The 18,911-nt window shown below is 62.1% G+C and carries 16 protein-coding genes, 5 tRNA genes and 1 other RNA gene; 8 read left to right on the forward strand and 14 right to left on the reverse strand.

The annotated features are described in order from the left end of the window. Nucleotides 1-12 precede the first annotated feature (12 nt). Entirely contained in the window at nucleotides 13-1,005 is a 993-nt protein-coding gene (locus tag ACJ8QF_RS09310) for a bile acid:sodium symporter family protein (RefSeq protein ID WP_280631334.1), read from the reverse strand. 97 nt (nucleotides 1,006-1,102) lie between these two features. Between ACJ8QF_RS09310 and ACJ8QF_RS09315 the strand changes: the two genes are divergently transcribed. Next, nucleotides 1,103-2,023, forward strand: a complete 921-nt coding sequence (locus tag ACJ8QF_RS09315) for a LysR family transcriptional regulator (protein WP_004936437.1) — start codon at nucleotides 1,103-1,105, stop codon at nucleotides 2,021-2,023. A 1-nt stretch (nucleotide 2,024) separates the two neighbouring features. On the opposite strand, the gene ACJ8QF_RS09320 is transcribed toward ACJ8QF_RS09315, so the two are convergent. Continuing rightward, nucleotides 2,025-2,492: a FlxA-like family protein gene (locus tag ACJ8QF_RS09320; protein WP_004936433.1), complete on the reverse strand. Its 468-nt coding sequence runs from the start codon at nucleotides 2,490-2,492 to the stop codon at nucleotides 2,025-2,027. A 52-nt stretch (nucleotides 2,493-2,544) separates the two neighbouring features. Further along, nucleotides 2,545-3,093, reverse strand: coding sequence for a nucleotidyltransferase family protein (locus tag ACJ8QF_RS09325; protein ID WP_049188768.1), 549 nt, complete (start codon nucleotides 3,091-3,093; stop codon nucleotides 2,545-2,547). 159 nt (nucleotides 3,094-3,252) lie between these two features. Between ACJ8QF_RS09325 and ACJ8QF_RS09330 the strand changes: the two genes are divergently transcribed. Continuing rightward, nucleotides 3,253-4,638, forward strand: a complete 1,386-nt coding sequence (locus ACJ8QF_RS09330) for an ethanolamine ammonia-lyase subunit EutB (RefSeq protein ID WP_004936427.1) — start codon at nucleotides 3,253-3,255, stop codon at nucleotides 4,636-4,638. Then, the gene (gene eutC / locus ACJ8QF_RS09335; RefSeq protein ID WP_060560010.1) at nucleotides 4,635-5,426 is read left to right on the forward strand and encodes an ethanolamine ammonia-lyase subunit EutC; all 792 of its coding nucleotides are present in this window, start codon (nucleotides 4,635-4,637) and stop codon (nucleotides 5,424-5,426) included. Before ACJ8QF_RS09330 ends, eutC begins: the two co-directional genes overlap by 4 nt. Here eutC and ACJ8QF_RS09340 read toward each other — a convergent pair. Further along, nucleotides 5,405-6,307 carry a LysR family transcriptional regulator gene (locus tag ACJ8QF_RS09340; RefSeq protein ID WP_049188764.1) on the reverse strand — a complete coding sequence of 301 codons (903 nt, stop codon included), beginning with the start codon at nucleotides 6,305-6,307 and terminating at the stop codon, nucleotides 5,405-5,407. The two genes, eutC and ACJ8QF_RS09340, sit on opposite strands and share 22 nt — an antisense overlap. A gap of 451 nt (nucleotides 6,308-6,758) precedes the next feature. On the opposite strand from ACJ8QF_RS09340, the gene budA reads away from it, so the two are divergent. The 3 genes from budA to ACJ8QF_RS09355 all read left to right on the forward strand — a co-directional run bounded on the left by budA (nucleotide 6,759) and on the right by ACJ8QF_RS09355 (nucleotide 10,983). Beyond that, a complete protein-coding gene (budA, locus tag ACJ8QF_RS09345; RefSeq protein ID WP_004936416.1) occupies nucleotides 6,759-7,538 on the forward strand; it encodes an acetolactate decarboxylase in 780 nt (259 codons plus the stop codon). Between the two features lie 32 nt (nucleotides 7,539-7,570). Next, complete coding sequence (gene alsS, locus ACJ8QF_RS09350) at nucleotides 7,571-9,256, forward strand: acetolactate synthase AlsS (RefSeq protein ID WP_004936413.1); 1,686 nt, start codon at nucleotides 7,571-7,573, stop codon at nucleotides 9,254-9,256. A gap of 140 nt (nucleotides 9,257-9,396) precedes the next feature. Then, complete coding sequence (locus tag ACJ8QF_RS09355; RefSeq protein WP_004936411.1) at nucleotides 9,397-10,983, forward strand: ABC transporter substrate-binding protein; 1,587 nt, start codon at nucleotides 9,397-9,399, stop codon at nucleotides 10,981-10,983. A 28-nt stretch (nucleotides 10,984-11,011) separates the two neighbouring features. Here the strand turns inward: ACJ8QF_RS09355 and ACJ8QF_RS09360 are convergent, their stop codons facing one another. The 9 genes from ACJ8QF_RS09360 to ACJ8QF_RS09400 form a co-directional block, all read right to left on the reverse strand. After that, nucleotides 11,012-11,818, reverse strand: coding sequence for an ABC transporter ATP-binding protein (locus ACJ8QF_RS09360; RefSeq protein ID WP_442518398.1), 807 nt, complete (start codon nucleotides 11,816-11,818; stop codon nucleotides 11,012-11,014). A 17-nt stretch (nucleotides 11,819-11,835) separates the two neighbouring features. Then, nucleotides 11,836-12,873, reverse strand: a complete 1,038-nt coding sequence (gene fepG / locus ACJ8QF_RS09365) for an iron-enterobactin ABC transporter permease (RefSeq protein WP_004936405.1) — start codon at nucleotides 12,871-12,873, stop codon at nucleotides 11,836-11,838. Further along, nucleotides 12,873-13,928: a Fe(3+)-siderophore ABC transporter permease gene (gene fepD, locus ACJ8QF_RS09370; protein WP_280631335.1), complete on the reverse strand. Its 1,056-nt coding sequence runs from the start codon at nucleotides 13,926-13,928 to the stop codon at nucleotides 12,873-12,875. Before fepD ends, fepG begins: the two co-directional genes overlap by 1 nt. Nucleotides 13,929-14,142: 214 nt before the next feature. Beyond that, a complete protein-coding gene (gene fepB, locus ACJ8QF_RS09375) occupies nucleotides 14,143-15,150 on the reverse strand; it encodes a Fe2+-enterobactin ABC transporter substrate-binding protein (RefSeq protein WP_280631336.1) in 1,008 nt (335 codons plus the stop codon). 208 nt (nucleotides 15,151-15,358) lie between these two features. Continuing rightward, nucleotides 15,359-15,482, reverse strand: a non-coding RNA gene (locus ACJ8QF_RS09380) — RtT sRNA. Nucleotides 15,483-15,557: 75 nt separating this feature from the next. Beyond that, nucleotides 15,558-15,633: transfer RNA gene (locus tag ACJ8QF_RS09385), tRNA-Lys, on the reverse strand. Nucleotides 15,634-15,640: 7 nt separating this feature from the next. Further along, a tRNA-Val gene (locus tag ACJ8QF_RS09390) sits at nucleotides 15,641-15,716 on the reverse strand. A gap of 39 nt (nucleotides 15,717-15,755) precedes the next feature. After that, a tRNA-Val gene (locus ACJ8QF_RS09395) sits at nucleotides 15,756-15,831 on the reverse strand. 29 nt (nucleotides 15,832-15,860) lie between these two features. After that, nucleotides 15,861-15,936, reverse strand: a tRNA-Val gene (locus tag ACJ8QF_RS09400). Nucleotides 15,937-16,230: 294 nt separating this feature from the next. Here ACJ8QF_RS09400 and gltX point away from each other — a divergent pair. Continuing rightward, entirely contained in the window at nucleotides 16,231-17,646 is a 1,416-nt protein-coding gene (gene gltX / locus ACJ8QF_RS09405) for a glutamate--tRNA ligase (protein ID WP_280631337.1), read from the forward strand. Between the two features lie 65 nt (nucleotides 17,647-17,711). Here the strand turns inward: gltX and ACJ8QF_RS09410 are convergent, their stop codons facing one another. Continuing rightward, complete coding sequence (locus ACJ8QF_RS09410; protein ID WP_049189264.1) at nucleotides 17,712-18,497, reverse strand: formate/nitrite transporter family protein; 786 nt, start codon at nucleotides 18,495-18,497, stop codon at nucleotides 17,712-17,714. 308 nt (nucleotides 18,498-18,805) lie between these two features. On the opposite strand from ACJ8QF_RS09410, the gene ACJ8QF_RS09415 reads away from it, so the two are divergent. Continuing rightward, nucleotides 18,806-18,881 (forward strand) — tRNA-Ala (locus ACJ8QF_RS09415). The last annotated feature ends 30 nt before the right edge of the window (nucleotides 18,882-18,911 follow it).

Genomic DNA, 18,911 nt, shown 5'->3' on the forward strand with positions numbered 1-18,911 from the left:
GCCCGTCTTTTTTTACCCGCGCGACGTCTGTGCGTTGGGCACCGCCTGCTGCGCCCGCTGCTTGCGCTGGTACCTTTTCGCCAACACTGCGCAGGTCATCAGCTGCACCTGATGAAACACCATCAGCGGCAGCACCATGATCCCCACCGCCGCTGCCGGGAACAGGATATTGGCCATCGGAATGCCGTTCGCCAGGCTTTTCTTCGAGCCGCAGAACACGATGGTGATCTCGTCCGCCTTGCTGAACCCCAGCCAGCGCGCCATGTAAGTGTTCACCACCAGTACGATCGCCAGCAGCACGATGCTGCCGCCGACGATAAACGCCAGCGAACCGACCCCTACCTGATGCCAGATACCGTGCGTGACCGCTTCGCTGAAGGCGGCGTACACCACCAGCAGAATCGAGGTCTGGTCGGTTTTGCCGATCAGCGGGCGATGGCGTTCGATCCAGCCGCCGATCAGCGGCCGCAGCAGGTGGCCGGCGACGAACGGCACCAGCAGCTGCAGCACGATCGAGCCCACCTGCCGCAGGCTGCCGGTATCGCCGTGCACATTCATCAGCAGGCCGACCAGCAGCGGCGACACGAAGATCCCCAGCAGGCTGGAGGCAGAGGCGCTGCACACCGCCGCCGCCACGTTGCCGCCCGCCAGCGAGGTGAAGGCGATGGCCGACTGCACGGTGGCGGGCAGGATACACAGGTAGATGAAACCGGCATACAGCTCGGGGCTGACGTCGATCGGCGCCCACCAGGCGAACAGCATGCCCAGCGCCGGAAAAATGATGAAGGTGCTGAACATCACCCACAGGTGCAGCCGCCAGTTGTTGCTGCCGGCCAGGATGGCCTCGCGCGAAAGCTTGGCGCCGTGCATGAAGAACAGTAGGGCGATGGCGGCGATGGTCAGGGCGTTGAGCCAACCGACGAACTCGCCGCGCGCCGGCAGGAACGACGCCAGCAGTACGGTGGCGATCAGCGTCAGGGTAAAACGATCGGGCAGAAATCTCATGGCGGTGCGCTCAGGGTAGAAAATCGATGGGGCTATTCTCCCGCGCGGGGATATAATAATTAAATTGATTTATTTAATTCATATATGAATAAAACACATGAATTACTCACTCAAACAGCTGCGGGTGTTCGTCGCCATCGCCCGCCACGGCAGTTTCAGCCGCGCCGGTGAGGCGATCGGCCTGACGCAATCGGCGGTCAGCCACAGCGTGAAAGAGTTGGAAGCGGAGGTCGGGGTTCGCCTGCTGGATCGCACCACGCGTGAAGTGGTGTTGACCGATGCCGGCCTGCGGCTGGCCAACCGGGTCGAACGGTTGCTGGACGAGCTGCAGACCACTCTGCTGGATGTGCGCAGCTTTGGCGTACAGCGCAGCGGTACGGTGCGGGTGGCGACGAGCCAGACCATTTCCGCCCATCTGATGCCGCAGTGCATCGCCGCCGGCGAGCGCGAATACCCGGAGATCCGCATCATGCTGCGCGATCAGGCGCAGCAGCAGGTGCTGCACAGCGTGCGCAACGCGGAGGTGGATTTCGGCATCGTGGTCGATCCGGTACAGGCGGTGGATCTGGAGTGCGAAGCGGTGCTGCACGAGCCGTTCCTGTTGCTGTGCCGCGACGATCATCCGTTCGCTGCGCAGCAGGCGGTGCATTGGTCGGCGCTGAACGGTTGCCGCCTGGTGTTGCAGGACTATGCGTCGGGCAGCCGACCGCTGATCGACAGCGCGCTGAGGCAGCAGGGCGTGGAGGCGCAGGTAGTGCAGGAAATCGGCCATCCGGCGACGCTGTTCCCGATGGTGGCGGAAGGGATTGGCATCAGCATTTTCCCAGCGTTGGCGCTGCCGTTGCCGGAAGGGGGGCGGCTCCGGGTGCGGCGGTTGGTGCCGGAGATCAACCGTGCTCTGATGCTGGTGCGGCGCAAGAACCGCTCGCTGACGCCGGCGGCGGAGGCCATCTGGCAGGTGGCGCGTCAGCAGGCGGCGCTGCTGCACCAGCGCCGGCAGGAAAACGCAGCATATTGACTCAGATATAGACGTCCACCGCGTTGAGCGGCGTTGGGCGGTTTACGCCGTCGCCGGCTTGCGCCGCGGCTTTTGCCATCTGCTCCTGCTGCTGCTTTTCCATTTCTTCTTTCTGGATGCGCGCGATCTCGGCCTGCAACATCTTGATCTGCGCTTCGATCAGCTGCTTCTGTTTTTCGATTTCCTTAGGATCGGCGTCGGAGTCCTTTAGCTCCACCAACTTTTGCTGCAGCGACTGAATCTGCCGGTTCAGCGCCTTGATGCGGGCCGAGGCGCGGCTTTCGTTGAGGTTGACCGGTTCGTCATTGCCGTTGGCGCGTTCGTTTTTCTCCATCTTGCCGCCTTGCGGCTGGTTGTTGACCGGTTTGGCCATCAGCAGTTCGCCCTGATGGCCCGGCGCGCTGAACACGTTGCTGACGCCGGGAACGGTATTTTTGATCGGTACGATCATGGTGATGGTGGTCGACATGAATGCTCTCCCTGAGTCGGTATATCGCTGTTCAGGGTATCGGCAGCGGCGGCTAAATCTTTACCTGCCGCAGGCGCGGCCAACGCTGCAGCCAGCCTTTGTCGAGCACGCGCTGGGCATAGGCCGCGCGATCGCCGTTTTTCGCGTTAAAGGTAATGGTGTCGTCGAATAGCGCCGCGAGCCCGAAGGGGGCCACCAGCGTGATGCTGTCGTCGGCGTTCAGGCGCGCGCCGATCGCCGTTTCCACTTCGGTCCAGAAGCTGATGGCCTCTTCGCTGTCGCGATAAGGCGCCCGGCCGCCGCGCAGGTGCATGCGCGCCTGGTTCTTGACCGACCACGGCTGCGGCAGCCACTGTTGCAGCCGCGCCTCCAGCATGCGATCGCGCTCAGCGTCCGCACGCTCCGCATCGAAGTGGATCACGTCGATATCGTTGAGCGGCGTGGGCTCCGTATAGCCATGGCGCCGATCCCACACCAGATTGCGCACAAAGCCGGCGCCGAGGCACCAGTCATTCAGGCCGAGCCGGCGCACAGTGCGCAGGGCGGCCATGCGTGCGTTATCTTGTTGCAGCCAGTCGATAATTTGCCGTTGCGGATCCATCACCCCTCCTGTTTTCGCGGCTACTGTAACCCGAAGCGGCAACGGGTGAAATGGGGGAAAGCGTGATGGTGGCGATCGCGTGCAAAATAATTTTCTTTTCCCACTGACTACACTTGGTGCAGGGCTTTTATCTCGTCACGCAGGGCAAGGGAGGGGGCTATGTTTCAGGCAACGGTGGGCCAACGCGGCTATCGCTTTGGCGATCTGCGCCAGCTGATGGCGAAAGCATCGCCGGCGCGTTCCGGCGATTATCTGGCGGAGGTGGCGGCGGAGAGCGCCGAAGAGCGCATGGCGGCGCGCATTGCGCTGGCGGATGTGCCGCTCAAGGCGTTCCTGCAGCAGGTGCTGGTGCCGTACGAACAGGACGAGGTGACGCGCCTGATCATCGACAGCCACGACGCCGCCGCCTTTGAGCCCATCTCGCACCTCACGGTCGGCGATTTTCGCGACTGGCTGCTGAGCGAGCAGGCGGACAGCGCCATGCTGGCGCAGGTGGCCGCCGGCATTACGCCGGAGATGGCGGCGGCGGTAAGCAAGATCATGCGCAATCAGGATCTGATCCTGGTGGCGAAGAAATGCCGGGTGGTGACGCGCTTTCGCAATACCATCGGCCTGCCGGGCCACCTCAGCGTGCGGCTGCAGCCCAATCACCCGACCGACAGCCTGCAGGGCATCGCCGCCAGCATGCTGGACGGTCTGCTGTACGGCAGCGGCGACGCGGTGGTCGGCATCAACCCGGCCAGCGACAGCCTGCCGCTGCTGGAAAAGCTCAACTACATGCTGGACGACGTGATCCAGCGCTTCGCCATACCCACCCAATCCTGCGTGCTGACCCACGTGACCAACACGCTGCGGCTGATGGAGCGCGGCGCGCCGGTGGATCTGGTGTTTCAGTCGATCGCCGGCACCGAGGCGGCCAACCGCGGTTTCGGCATCAGCCTGGCGCTGCTGGCGGAGGCGCAGCAGGCGGCACTGAGCCTCAGGCGCGGCACGCTGGGCGATAACGTGATGTATTTCGAAACCGGGCAGGGCAGTTGCCTGTCGGCCAACGCCCATCACGGCGTCGATCAGCAGACCTGCGAGGCGCGCGCCTATGCGGTGGCGCGCCATTTCTCACCGCTGCTGATCAATACCGTGGTGGGGTTTATCGGCCCCGAATACCTGTATGACGGCAAACAAATTATCCGCGCCGGGCTGGAGGATCATTTCTGCGGCAAGCTGCTCGGCCTGCCGCTGGGCTGCGACGTCTGCTACACCAACCATGCCGAAGCCGATCAGGACGACATGGACACGCTGCTGACGCTGTTGGCCGCCGCCGGGCTGACGTTCCTGATCGGCGTGCCGGGCGCGGACGACATCATGCTCAATTACCAAAGCACTTCGTTCCACGATGCGCTCTATATCCGTGAACTGCTGGGGCTGAAGCACGCGCCGGAGTTCGCCGCCTGGCTGGCGGCGATGAACATCACCGACGAGCGCGGGCGGCTGCGCGACGCCGCCGCCAATCACCCGCTGTTGCTGGCGCTGCAGGGAGAACGCACATGAGCAAACCGGTTCACGTCAACAGTTGGGACTCGCTGCGCGCCTTTACCGACGCGCGCATCGCGTTGGGGCGCACCGGCGCCAGCCTGCCGACCGACGAGCTGCTGCGCTTCGGCCTGGCCCATGCCCAGGCGCGCGACGCGGTGCATCAGCCTTTCGACAGCGAGCGGTTGGCGGCGGATTTGCATCAGGCCGGTTGGCCCTCGCTGGCGGTGCACAGCCAGGCCGCCGACCGCGCCGCCTATCTGCGCCGTCCGGATCTGGGGCGGCGATTGGCGTCGGACAGCCGCAGCCTGCTGCTCGGCTCACCATCGCGCCGTGTCGATCTGCTGCTGGCGGTGGCGGACGGCCTCTCCTCCAAAGCGGTGCACCGCCAGGCGCTGCCGCTGCTGCAGGCGTTGCGGCCCTATCTCGATACGCTGGGGCTGAGCGTATCACCGGTGGTGTTGGCGCATCAGGCGCGGGTGGCGCTGGGGGATGAGATTGGCGAATGCCTGCAGGCCCGGGCGGTGGCGGTGCTGATCGGCGAACGGCCGGGGCTGTCGTCGCCGGACAGCCTGGGCATTTATTTGACCTGGGAGCCGAATGCGCGCAGAACGGACGCCGAACGTAACTGCATCTCCAACGTGCGGCCGGAGGGGCTGGATTACCCGCAGGCGGCGTTCCGTCTGGCCTGGCTGCTGGAGCAGGCGTTCCAGCGGCGGCTGAGCGGCATCGAGCTGAAGGACGAGAGCGACAATCCGGCGCTGCACAACCGGGTGACACCGCTTTACCCCCAGCTGGGCGGCTGACCGAGGGTTTGCTGCAGCAGGGCGGTGAAGGCCGCCAGCCGGGCGGACACCTTCGCCATCGGGCGCAGCAGATAGATGCCTTGCTGCTCATGGCGCGGATCTTCGAGCATCTGAACCAGTTGCCCATTCTGCACGTCTGGCCCCACCACCCAGTTGGGCAGGAAGGCAATGCCTAGGCCGAGCAGCGCCGCCTGGCGCTGCGCGGTGAAGTCGTCGCAACGCAGCGCCATGGTGCAGCGGCTCATCAGCGCCGCGTCGAGGATCTGCGCCCAGCAGGCCGGCTGCTGTTTGTGGTAGCGGGCGATCAGCCGATGCTGCGGCAACGCTTCCAGATCGCTCGGCAGGCCATAGCGGGCGACGTAGGCGGGGCTGGCGCACATCACCCAGCGTTGGGTGGCGATGCGGCTGGCGTACAGCGCGCTGTCCTTCTGTTCGCCGATGCGGAGGGCGGCATCCAGCCGTTCCTGCGTCGGATCGGTCTGGCGTTCGGTCAGATCGAGATCGATAGACAGCTGCGGATAGCGTTCCGCCAGCGTCGGCAGCAGCGGCAGCACATAGGTTTTGCCGAAGGTCGGCAGGCAGCTGATGCGCAGCGTGCCCTGCGGCGTTTCGTTCAGCGCGTTCAGCTCGGCGTGAATGCCGGTAATGTCCGTCATCAGCGCGGCGGCGCGCGTCAGCAGCAGCTCGCCGGCGTCGGTCAGCAGCAGCCCACGGGTGGAGCGGACGAACAGCGTGGCACCGAGCGCGCTTTCCAGGGCGTCGATATGGCGCACCAGCGAGGAGGGCACCATGCCCAGCCGGCGAGCGGCGGCGGAAAAGCTGCCCAGGCGGGCCACGTCGAGAAAGATCGGCAGATGTTCAACATAACGGGCGTCATTCATTTTTGCATTATATGCAAAAGCGTTTCTTATGAATACCCGCTTCTCTGTCGGCGGCGCTGCGGCTACTCTGGCTGCGGGTTGACGGCGGGCTTCAACGCCGCTGCATCCCGGCCGTATAGAGAGAAAACGCATAAACCTCGCGGCGCTTAGCACTAAATAACAGATGTTTTTCCCAGGCTGCATGAGCCGCCTGCGGAGTTGATTGTCGCTCCAACACCAGATTAACCGTTCAATTTGATATCCGACTCGGCATTAATGATTAGTGAGCCTTTACTTTCACACGTCATGCCGTGGGTTCTGGATATCGGCCGGCCAGCCGTGCCGGTTTTTTTGTCGCCTCAGGCTGAATCGTTCCAACTGATGAACGCGCCTTGGGGGGCATCTTGGCCCACCGTCGGTGGGTCTTTTGAACGCGCGGAATCGCGATCCCGCGCTGGTGGAGGAGTGAGTCATGAACGAAAAACACGGGTGTTCCTGTGCGCGCCATTTGGCGCAGGGTTTTGCCAGGCAGTCGATCAACGCCGGGGAGGGCGAAATCTATCAAATCTCGCTGATGAGCGCGCTCATCGACGGGGTCTACGAGGGTGAAACCACCATTGCCGAGTTGCTCAAACACGGTGATTTCGGCCTCGGCACCTTCAATCACCTGGATGGCGAACTGATCGCTTTCGACCAGGAAATACACCAGCTGCGCGCCGACGGCAGCGCCCGCCCAGCCGGTTTGCAACAGAAAACCCCTTTCGCCGTCGTCACCTTTTTCCAGCCCAGTATCAGCCAGCAGTTCGACCGGCCGATCACCAAGGCGCAGCTGCACCAATGCATCGATGAACAGGTCGCCTCGCCGAACCTGTTTTGCGCGGTGCGGGTCGACGGTGAGTTCAGCCACGTGGAAACCCGCACCGTGCCGCGTCAGGAACGGCCCTATCGCCCGATGCTGGAAGCGATAGAAGAGCAGCCGACCTTCTCGTTTCATCAACGGCGCGGCACGCTGGTTGGATTCCGCTCGCCGGATTACATGCAGGGCATCGGCGTGGCCGGCTATCACGAACATTTCGTTACCGACGACCGCAGCGGCGGCGGCCACGTGCTGGATTACCAGCTCGATCACGGCCGCCTGCAGTTCGGCGTCATCACCCGTCTCAATCTTCAGTTGCCGCATGATGCGGATTTCTTGCGCGCCAACCTCTGCCCAGAGGATTTGGATCGCGCGATTCGTTCCGCCGAGGGCTAACCCCGGCGATCGTTTTCTTAGGAGGTGGAACCATGGCACAGGAAAAAACAGGCAATGACTGGCAATGCGGCGCCGATTTGGTGGTGAAAAATCTGGAAGCACAGGGCGTCAAACACGTTTTCGGCATTCCGGGCGCCAAGATCGACCGGGTGTTCGACTCGCTGGAGGACGCGCCATCGATTGAAACGGTGGTGGTGCGGCATGAGGCCAACGCGGCCTTTATGGCGGCGGCGGTCGGCCGCCTGACCGGCAAGGCCGGGGTGGCGCTGGTCACCTCCGGGCCGGGCAGCTCCAACCTGATCACCGGACTGGCCACCGCCACCTCGGAGGGGGACGCGGTAGTGGCCTTTGGCGGGGCGGTGAAGCGCGCCGATAGCCTGAAGCAGACACACCAGAGCATGGATACCGTCAGCATGTTCCGGCCGGTGACCAAGTATTGCGCCGAAGTGCACGCCGGCTCGGCGATTTCCGAGGTGATCGCCAACGCCTTCCGCCGCGCCGAGTTTGGCCGGCCGGGAGCCTCGTTCGTCAGCCTGCCGATGGATATCGTCAATGAACCGGTCAGCGCGCCGGTGCTGGCCGGCTGTCGCTTGCCGCGCATGGGGGCCGCGGCGGCGGACGACATCCAGGCGGCGGTGAAGCTGATCCGCCAGGCCAAATGCCCGGTATTGCTGCTCGGTTTGCAGGCCAGCCGGCCGGAGAACAGCGAGGCGGTGCGCCATCTGCTGTACCGCACCCACATGCCGGTGGTCGGCACCTATCAGGCGGCGGGGGTGATCGACGTCAACCACTTCGCCCGTTTCGCCGGCCGCGTTGGCCTGTTTAACAATCAGCCGGCCGATCAGCTGTTGCAGAAGGCCGATCTGGTGGTGAGCGTCGGCTATGATCCGATCGAATACGATCCCTGCATGTGGAACAGTCATGGGCGGCTGAAACTGGTGCACATCGACGTGCTGCCGGCGGATATCGACACCTGCTATCGGCCGGACGTCGAACTGGTGGGCAACATCAGCGCCACGCTGAACATGATGACCGAAACGTTCAATGAGGCGGTCTGCGTGCCGCCGGAGGTGGAGCTGATCCTCACCGATCTCGGCCGCCAGCGCACTGAACTGGCGGAACGCGCCGCGCGGCGCGGCGGCATGCCGATCCACCCGCTGCGCATCGTCAAGGAGCTGCAGGACATCGTCAGCGACGACGTGACGCTGTGCGTGGACATGGGCAGCTTCCACATCTGGATCGCCCGTTATCTTTACAGCTTCCGCGCCCGCCAGCTGTTGATCTCCAACGGCCAGCAAACCATGGGGGTAGCGTTGCCGTGGGCCATCGGCGCGGCATTGGTGCGCCCCGGCGACAAGGTAGTATCGATCTCCGGCGATGGCGGCTTCATGCAGTCGAGCATGGAGCTGGAGACCGCGGTGCGGCTGAAAAACAACATCGTGCACGTGATCTGGGTCGACAACGCCTACAACATGGTGGAGATGCAGGAAGTGAACAAATACCAGCGCAAATCCGGCGTGGAGTTTGGGCCGATTGACTTCAAGGCCTATGCGGAATCCTGCGGCGCGGTCGGTTTCGCCGTGCAGTCGGTGGACGATCTGCGGCCGATGCTGCGCAAGGCGATGGCGATCCAGGGGCCGGTGGTGGTGGCCATTCCGGTCGACTACGCCGACAACTATAAGCTGATGGCGCAGATGAACTTCAGCCAGATGATTTAATTTCATCATCGCGTGGTTTCACCAGGGCAGGCGGCTTGCGCGCCTGCCCGTTTTTATGCGCGGAATTTGTCCTTTACATCGCTAACTGCATGATTTATTGCTATCCGTTGGGCTGTTTTTTCACCACTGGGGATAGCGCAATGAAAAGAAAAGCAATAACGATCGGGCTGCTGGCGTTGGCGATTGCCGGCGGCGCGCGGGCCAATACGCTGGTCTACTGTTCTGAAGGCTCGCCGGAAGGCTTCAACCCGCAGCTGTTCACCTCCGGCACCACGGTGGATGCCAGCTCGGCGGCGATCTACAACCGGCTGGTGGATTTCAAACCCGGTACCGTCGAGCTGCAACCCAGCCTGGCGGAAAGCTGGGAGGTCAGCGAAGACGGCAAGCGCTATACCTTCCACCTGCGCAAGGGCGTGGCATTCCAGAGCAATAAATATTTTACCCCCACCCGCGATTTCAACGCCGATGACGTCATCTTCTCGTTTATGCGCCAGAAGGACGCCAACAACCCGTATCACAAGGTCTCCAACGGTGCCTACACCAACTTCGAGTCGATGGAGTTCGGCACGCTGATTGACCGGATCGTCAAGGTGGATGACCACACCGTGCGCTTTGAGCTCTCCCGCGCCGAGGCGCCGTTCGTTGCCGATCTTGGCATGTATTTTGCCACCATTTTATCGGCGGAATATGCCGATGCGATGCTGAAGGCCGGCACGCCGCAGCGGGTGGACAACGATCCGATCGGCACCGGGCCGTTCCAACTGGTGCAGTACCAGAAGGACGCAAAAATCCTCTACAAGGCGTTCGACCGCTACTGGGAAGGCAAACCGAAGATCGATCGGCTGGTGTTCTCGATCACGCCGGATGCGACGGTGCGTTACGCTAAACTGCAAAAGAACGAGTGCCAGGTGATGCCGTTCCCCAACCCGGCGGATTTGGCGCGCATGCGGCAGGACGGCAACCTGCAGGTGATGGAAAAATCCGGCCTGAATATCGGCTTCCTGGCGTTCAACACCCAGAAGAAGCCGTTGGATAACGTCAAGGTGCGCCAGGCGTTGGCGCTGGCTGTCAACAAGCCGGCGATCATCGACGCGGTGTTCCACGGTGCCGGCCAGCCGGCCAAGAATCTGCTGCCGCCGACCCAATGGGGCAGCAACGCGCAGCTTGAAGATTATCCGTATTCGCCGGAACGGGCGAAGCAGCTGCTGCAGGAGGCCGGGCTGGGGCAGGGGTTCGATATCGATCTGTGGGCGATGCCGGTGCAGCGGCCCTATAACCCCAACGCCAAGCGCATGGCGGAGATGATCCAGGCCGACTGGGCCAAGATCGGCGTGCGGGCCAAAATCGTCACCTTCGAGTGGGGCGAGTATTTGCAGCGGATTAAAAACGGCGAGCACCAGACCGCGCTGATGGGCTGGACCACCGCCAACGGCGATCCGGACAACTTCTTCGGCCCGCTGTTCACCTGCGCTTCGCTCGGCGGCTCCAACTCGGCGAAATGGTGCTACAAACCGTTCGACCAGCTGATCCTGCAGGCGCGCGAGGAGAACGATCACGCCAAACGGGTGGCGATGTATCAGCAGGCGCAGGTGGTGATGCACGATCAGATGCCGGCGCTGATGATCGCGCACTCGACCATCTTCGAACCGGTGCGCAAGGAAGTGAAAGGCTACGAGATAGACCCGTTCGGCAAACACATCTTCAAACAGGTGTCGCTGGAGAAATAACCAAGAGGCCGGGTTAACCCGGCCTTTTTCATGCCTGCGGCGCGTCGCAGTGGTAGCGGCCGCGCGGGATCACCAGCGGCGTGTGGGACAGCGGATCGTCGATGATCATGCACGGCATGCCGAACACCCGCTCCACCAGTTCGGCGGTGATGATCTCCGCCGGTTTCCCTTCCGCCACGATCTTGCCGTCGCGCATGGCGATGATGTGGTCGGCATAGCGGCAGGCGTGGTTGAGATCGTGCAGCACCGCGATCAGGGTTTGACCGCGCTCGCGGTTGAGCTGGCGGAACAGATCCAGCAGCTCGATCTGGTGCGCGATGTCCAGATAGGTGGTCGGCTCATCCAGCAGCAGCAGCGGGGTTTGCTGCGCCAGCGCCATCGCCACCCAGACGCGCTGACGCTGCCCGCCGGACAGCTCGTCGACGCTGCGATCCGCCAGCTGGCTGACGTTGGTGGCCGCCATGGCGGCTTCCACCGCCTGTTTGTCGGCCTGCGTCCACTGTTTCAGCAGGCTTTGGTGCGGATAGCGGCCGCGCGACACCAGGTCCGCCACGGTGATGCTGTCCGGCGCGATCGAAGTTTGCGGCAGCAGCCCAAGCTCGCGCGCCAGCGCCTTGGTGGCGAAGCTGCTGATGTTCTTGCCGTCCAGCATCACCTCGCCGGCGCTGGGTTTCAGCAGGCGGCACAGGGCGCGCAACAGCGTCGATTTGCCGCAGGCGTTCGGCCCGACAATCACCGTGAAGGCGCCGTCGGGGATCGCCACGCTCAGATCGTCAGCGATGGTTTTATTGTCGTAGCCCAGCTTCAGGTGCGAGGCGTGCAGGCGGTGGCTCATGGCATTATCACTCTTCATTATCTGCGGGCCTCTCGGATGAGCAGCCAAATCAGGTACAGGCCGCCGATGCAGACGGTCACAACCCCGACCGGCAGTTGGATCGGCGCGAAAAGATGTTGGGACACCACGTCGGCGCCGAGCAGCAACGCCGCGCCCATCAGCGCCGAGGAGGTCAGGGTGACCGAGGATTGGCCGGCGAGGCGACGGGCGATCTGCGGCGCCGCCAGCGCGATAAAGGAAATCGGCCCAGCGGTGGCGGTGACGGCGGCGGTGAGGGTAACGCCGAACAGCATCAGCCACAGCCGGCTGCCTTCGGCGTTAACGCCCAGCGCGCGCGCCGTGTCATCGCCCATTTCCAGCAGCTGCAGCCGTTTGCCCATCAGCAGCGCGGCCGCGGCCGCCAGCACGATGAACGCCGTGGCGGGCTGGGCTTTTTGCCAGGTCATGCCGTTGAGCGAACCGGCCTGCCACATGGCGGCGTCCATGGCGCGCTCGAGCGAAGCGGTGATGATCAGCCAGGTGTTGGTGGAGACCAGCACCGCGCTGATGGCGATGCCGACGATGATCAACCGGAAGCCGGCGATGCCTTGCCGCCAGGCCAGCAGATAGATGGCCAGCGCGGCGAGAATGCCGCCGGCCAGCGCGCCGCCGGCGATGTAATAGTAGCCGCCGTTGAACAGGGTGATGGCGATCAGCGCGCCGGTGTAAGCCCCCATGTTAAAGCCGATCACGTCCGGGCTGCCGAGCGGGTTGCGGATAATTGACTGGAAAATGGCGCCGCTCATGCCGAGCGCGGCGCCTAACAACAGCGCCATGGCGATGCGCGGCAAGCGCCATTGGGTGACCACGGTCACCAGGTTTTTCGGCGCCTCGCCGGTCAGCGCGGCAAAAACCTGCTCCAGCGAAAGTTGCAGCGTGCCGTAGCACAGGGCGGCGACGGCCATCGCCAGACACAGCGCCAACAGTGAAAGGTTGACCAACAGCAGGCGCAGCGGCAGGCGCCCGTTGATGACGCCGTCCGGGCGGCCGATATGCAGCGTATGCGGCAGACTCATCACAGACCCCCCAGCGTTTTCTTGCGGCGCACCAGACAGATCAGTACCGGCGCGCCGATGAAGGCCGCCACGATGGAAACCCGCAGTTCACCGGCCGCCAGCAAGCGGCCGACCACGTCGGCGCACAGCAGTAAAATCGGCGCCAGCAGCATGGAGTAGGGCAGGATCCAGCGCTGGTCGGGGCCGACCCACCAGCGGGCGATATGCGGCACCATCAGGCCGATGAAACTGATTGGGCCGACGGTGGCGGTTGCCGCGCCGCACAGCAGCGTGATGGCGATCACCGCGATTACCTGAGTCAGCACCACGCGCGCGCCGAGTGCGATAGCCAGATCTTCCCCCATACCGATGGTATTCAGCGGCCGGGCGATGAGCAGCGTCAGCAGGCAGCCGAGCAAAATGGCGGGGGCGGTCACCGGCAGCGTGGACAGCGTGCGGATATCCAGCGTGCCGGCCTGCCAGAAGCGCAGTTGGTCGAAGGTTTGCGGATCGATCAGCGACAGCCCGGTGGTGATGCCGAGCAGCACCGCGCCGATCGCCACGCCGGCCAGCGTCAGCCGCACCGGGTTGATGCGCCCGCCCGCCAGCGTGCCGATCAGGTAGACCAGCAGGGTGGTGAGGGCAGCGCCGGCAAAGGCGTAGGCCATGTAGCTTTCGGTGGTGGCGGCGCCGAAAAACATGATGCCGATGACCACGGCGAAGCTGGCGCCGGCGTTGATGCCGAGCACGCCGGGATCGGCCAGCGGGTTGCGCGTCAGCGCCTGAATCAGCGCGCCGGCGGCGCCGAGCGCCATGCCGGCCAGGATGCCCGCCAGCGTGCGGGGTACCCGGGCGTTGAGAATGATGGTGCTGTCGGAACCGCTCGCGGCGCCCTGCAGGCTGAGCCAGACGGTATGGAAGGGGATGGCTTTGGAACCCAGCATCAGGCTGGCCATGATGCACAGCAGCAACAGCGCCAAACCGATACCGAACCCGGCGATGCGTTTGAAGCCACTGGCGTAAGCTGCGTGCGGTGCGGACGAAAGCGTCCGCTCAGTCGGAGTGGGTACGTTCACACCGGTAACTCCTGTATGATTTTTATTCTCATTGTTATTTGCGTTCATGCGGGGGGCAATAGTAGCACGAGTTTACGCCCGCATGCACCCGCCGGTTGGTGGCAAAGGTGCGTTGACGATGTTAATAACTATTGATATTTCAATTGATTGAATGTGAACGTTCGCCCTGCTTGCGGAAAGTGTCGGCAGGGGGCTGACCTGCCGACGGCGTGATTCAGGGCTTTTTGAACAACCGTTCGATTTGATTCAGCATGTTGGTGGCGCTGTAGTAATCGAGGCGGAAGGTGTCGTTGCCGACGGCGTAGACGTGCCGCTGTTCCACCGGCTCCAGATGTTTGAGGAACGGGTTGGTCAGCACCTCTTGCACTTTGCGCTCATTGGTGGCGAACAGGATCAGGGTTTTGCCATTCAGACCTTCGGCCATTTTTTCGCCGGAGATCTGGATGATGTCATGGCGTTTACCCATGCTGGTGTTGCCTTTGGCGCTTTCCGGCGGGGTGGCCAGTTGGAAGCCGAGCTGGGTCAGCAGTTTGCCCTGGGCGGAACCCGGCGTCCACAGCATGGCCTCGCGGCCGTTGTCGGCATACACCAGCGGAGTGGTGGGCTGCGGCGGCAGCGCGATCGCCTGTTTCACTTGCTCCACGCGCTGCTCGAAACGATCTTCCGCCTGTTTGGCGCCGGCTTCGTGACCGGTGATCTCGCCGAGCTCGCTGGCCAGCTGTTGCCAGCTTTTGTCGCCGTAATCGAGCACCAGCGTCGGCGCAATGGCGGACAGCTGGTCATACAGTTTCAAAGCCGAATCACCGCCGGTCGCGGCGACGACGATCAAATCCGGCGCGGCGGCGGCGACGGCTTCGGCATTGGGCTCCACCTGGTACAGCCGCTCGACGTGGCGCTGTTTGGCCACCTCGCTCCACTGGGTAAAGAAACCTTGTTTATCGGCCACCAGGGGATTTGGGCTGGTGGCGGCGCTGGCGACCACCGGGGCGTTTATAGCCAACAGCGTGCCGGTGATGGTGACGCTGGTGGACACGATGCGCTGCGGCGGTTTTTCCAGCGTGAATTTCCCTTTGACGCTGTCGATGGTGCGCGGCCAACTGCCGTCGGCTGCGGGGGCGGACGGTTTCTGCCCGTCGCTCTTGTCGTCCGGGCCGCAGCCGCTGAGCAACAGGCTGGAAGTGGCGATAAATGCAATGAACAGCTGGCGTAAGGATAGGGTCATGAGCGGGCTCTTTCTTTCCTTGAACTAAGGCGTATCAATCCGGTTGAGGATTGGCTGCGTGGTGGATGCCGGCTAATTTACCATTCAAGCCGCCAAAATGATAACCATTCGTATCTCAGCGCGTGGTGAAGGAAAGAATAGAAAGAAGAAGCGGAGGAAACTGAGTGACAGAAACGAAAAAAGCGCCAAAAGGCGCTTTTTTCTGAATGGGTGGGTCGTGCAGGATTGATTCGGCCTGTGGCCTCACCCTGCGGGCAACGCTGCGCGTTGTCGTATCGCTGCGCGATGCTCGAACCTCTGCGGTTCTTCATCCTGCACGACTCGGTAAACTATGCCTGCGAGAAGATGAAGTCACAGGTGGGTGGCGCAGAAACGAAAAAAGCGCCAAAAGGCGCTTTTTTCTGAATTGGTGGGTCGTGCAGGATTCGAACCTGCGACCAATTGATTAAAAGTCAACTGCTCTACCAACTGAGCTAACGACCCGCAGAAGTGGTGGGTGATGACGGGCTCGAACCGCCGACCCCCTCCGTGTAAAGGAGATGCTCTACCAACTGAGCTAATCACCCACTTCAGGACTTCCAGGTTACTGCTAAATGAGAGAATGATGGTGGGTGATGACGGGCTCGAACCGCCGACCCCCTCCGTGTAAAGGAGATGCTCTACCAACTGAGCTAATCACCCTCATTCGTTCTCATTTTTTCTCAACAAGATGGTGGGCGATGACGGGCTCGAACCGCCGACCCCCTCCGTGTAAAGGAGATGCTCTACCAACTGAGCTAATCGCCCCGTCTTGTTGGAGTCGCATTATAGGGATAGTTCAAAGTGAGTCAACGGTTTTTAAAATGATTTCAATCGTTCGCCGCAAATTTAGGCAGGGCGCGATAATAATCGCCAGCAGCGCCGATTCTTTGCGCGATGCTATGCGAAACTCGCCGCAAAACGCGCGAAATCGACCGGTGCAATATCGTGTCGGCGTTGAGGAATTAGCGCGTGGTGATACAATGTCGTCCACTCTTTTTTCAATTCCGAGCAATCGTCGGCAACCGCCGACACGCATTGCGTAATAAGGCAGTGAACCCAATGAAAATCAAAACCCGTTTTGCACCGAGCCCGACCGGCTATCTTCACGTCGGCGGCGCGCGTACCGCACTTTATTCCTGGTTGTTCAGCCGCCATGCGGGCGGTGAGTTCGTTCTGCGTATCGAAGATACCGATCTGGAACGTTCTACCCAGGACGCGATCGACGCAATTATGGATGGCATGAACTGGTTGAACCTGGATTGGGATGAAGGCCCGTATTTCCAGACCAAGCGTTTCGATCGCTACAACGCGGTCATCGATGAGATGCTGGAGCAGGGTTCGGCCTATAAATGCTATTGCTCCAGGGAACGTCTGGAAGCGCTGCGCGAGAAGCAGATGGAAAATGGCGAAAAGCCGCGTTACGACGGCCACTGCCGCGACAGCCAGTGCAGCCACACCGACGACGAGCCGCACGTGGTGCGCTTCCGCAACCCGCAGGAAGGGTCGGTGATCTTCGACGATAAAATTCGCGGCCCGATCGAATTCAGCAACCAGGAGCTGGACGATCTGATCATCCGCCGCACCGACGGTTCGCCAACCTATAACTTCTGCGTCGTCGTCGATGACTGGGACATGGAAATCACCCATGTGATCCGCGGTGAAGACCACATCAACAACACCCCGCGCCAGATCAACATTCTCAAAGCGCTGGGCGCGCCGGTGCCGGAATACGCGCACGTGTCGATGATCCTCGGCGACGACGGTAAAAAACTGTCCAAACGTCACGGCGCCGTGGGCGTGATGCAGTACCGCGACGACGGCTATTTGCCGCAGGCGCTGCTGAACTACCTGGTGCGTCTGGGCTGGTCCCACGGCGATCAGGAGATCTTCTCCATCGACGAGATGAAAGAGTTCTTCACGCTGGAAGCGATCAACAAATCCGCCAGCGCCTTCAACACCGAGAAGCTGCAGTGGCTCAACCATCACTACATCAACCATATGCCGGCGGAAGAAGTGGCGGTGCATCTGGCATGGCACGTTGAGCAACTGGGCATTGAAACCCGCAACGGGCCGGAACTGAAGGACATCGTCAAGCTGCTGGGCGAGCGCTGCAAGACGCTGAAAGAGATGGCGGAGTCTTGCCGTTACTTCTACGAAGACTTCAGCGAGTTCGACGCCGACGCCGCCAAGAAGCACCTGCGTCCGGTTGCGCGTCAGCCGCTGGAAGCGGTACGCGCCAAGCTGGCCGCCATCACCGTCTGGACGCCGGAAAACGTGCATGACGCCATTCAGGGCACGGCGGATGAGCTGGGTGTCGGCATGGGCAAAGTCGGCATGCCGCTGCGCGTCGCGGTGACCGGCGCCGGCCAGTCGCCGGGCATGGACGTGACCGTGCATGCGATCGGCCAGAAGCGTTCGCTGCAGCGCATCGACATGGCGCTGGCTTATATCGCCGAGCGCGAAGCGCAAGCCTGATTCGCTGCTACGCCATAAAGAAAAAGCCCCGAGGAGCAATCCCGGGGCTTTTTTCATGGCGGTTGTCAGGCGTGTTCGCTGGCAGGCAAACCGGGGCGATAGGCGAGGAAATACATCAGCCCGACAAAGCCGGCACCGCCCAGCGCATTGCCGAGAAATACCGCGACGAAATTAGGCAGGTACTGCTCCCAGCCCATGCCGCCGGCGAAGATGGCCGCCGGAATGATGAACATGTTCGCCACCACGTGCTGGAAGCCGATGGCGACAAAAGCCATGACCGGGAACCACATGCCGATCACTTTGCCCGGCACATCCTTGCTGGCGAAGGCTAACCACACCGCCAGGCACACCAGCCAGTTGCAGCCGACGCCGGAGATGAAGGCGTGCAGGAAGTCCGCATCCACTTTGGCCTGCGCGATCGCCAGCGTCTTATGCAAAAACGCGCCTTCGGTCAGGCCCAGCAGGTGGCCGAAAAAGTAGGCGACGGCCACGCTGCCGGCCAGGTTGGCCAGGGTGACCCAAAACCAGTTGCGCAGCACGGCGATGGCGGGGATTTCACGAGCGAACCAGGCCATTGGCAAGGTCATCATGTTGCCGGTCAGCAGTTCGCCGCCGGCCAGAATGGTCAGGATCAGGCCGATCGGGAACACCGCGGCGCCCAACAGCGCGCCGAAAGAGCCCCATTCGGCCGGCAGGGTGCCGATGACGTGAATATCCAGCAGGAAGCCGGTGGCGATAAAGGCGCCGGCGAGAAAGCCCAGAATCAGCAGATTAGCGAGCGGGGCGCGGCTTTTGTTTACCCCGGCCTGAACGGCGAGGGCGGCGATTTCTTTTGGTGAATGCAAAGACATGACGGACTCGGTTTATAGTAATGAAGTTTATGGCGCGGGCAGTCTATGCCGCTCGGGAGTCCGACTCAAGCGCATTTCGCTAACATTCCGTTAATTAAAAATCAACGTGATATGCAGGGTCTTTCGCCATTTTGAGATGTAGCGCGCAAAATGGATGAACTCTGCGCAAAGTGATGATTTTTTGGCGCCAAAGATGCTGATTTGGCGGCTTTTTCAACGCTTGATTCAGTAATTCAATTTAGCCGTTGACAGCTTTGAGCGGGTTTCATATTATGCGCCCCGTTCACAGCACAAAGTGATTGTGGAACGGGGCTATAGCTCAGCTGGGAGAGCGCTTGCATGGCATGCAAGAGGTCGACGGTTCGATCCCGTCTAGCTCCACCAACCTTCTTCTCAGAAAGGTTGAGGACACCG

Origin of the sequence: Serratia sp. CY81684, from assembly GCF_052166595.1 — a bacterium.
Classification (GTDB): domain Bacteria; phylum Pseudomonadota; class Gammaproteobacteria; order Enterobacterales; family Enterobacteriaceae; genus Serratia; species Serratia nematodiphila.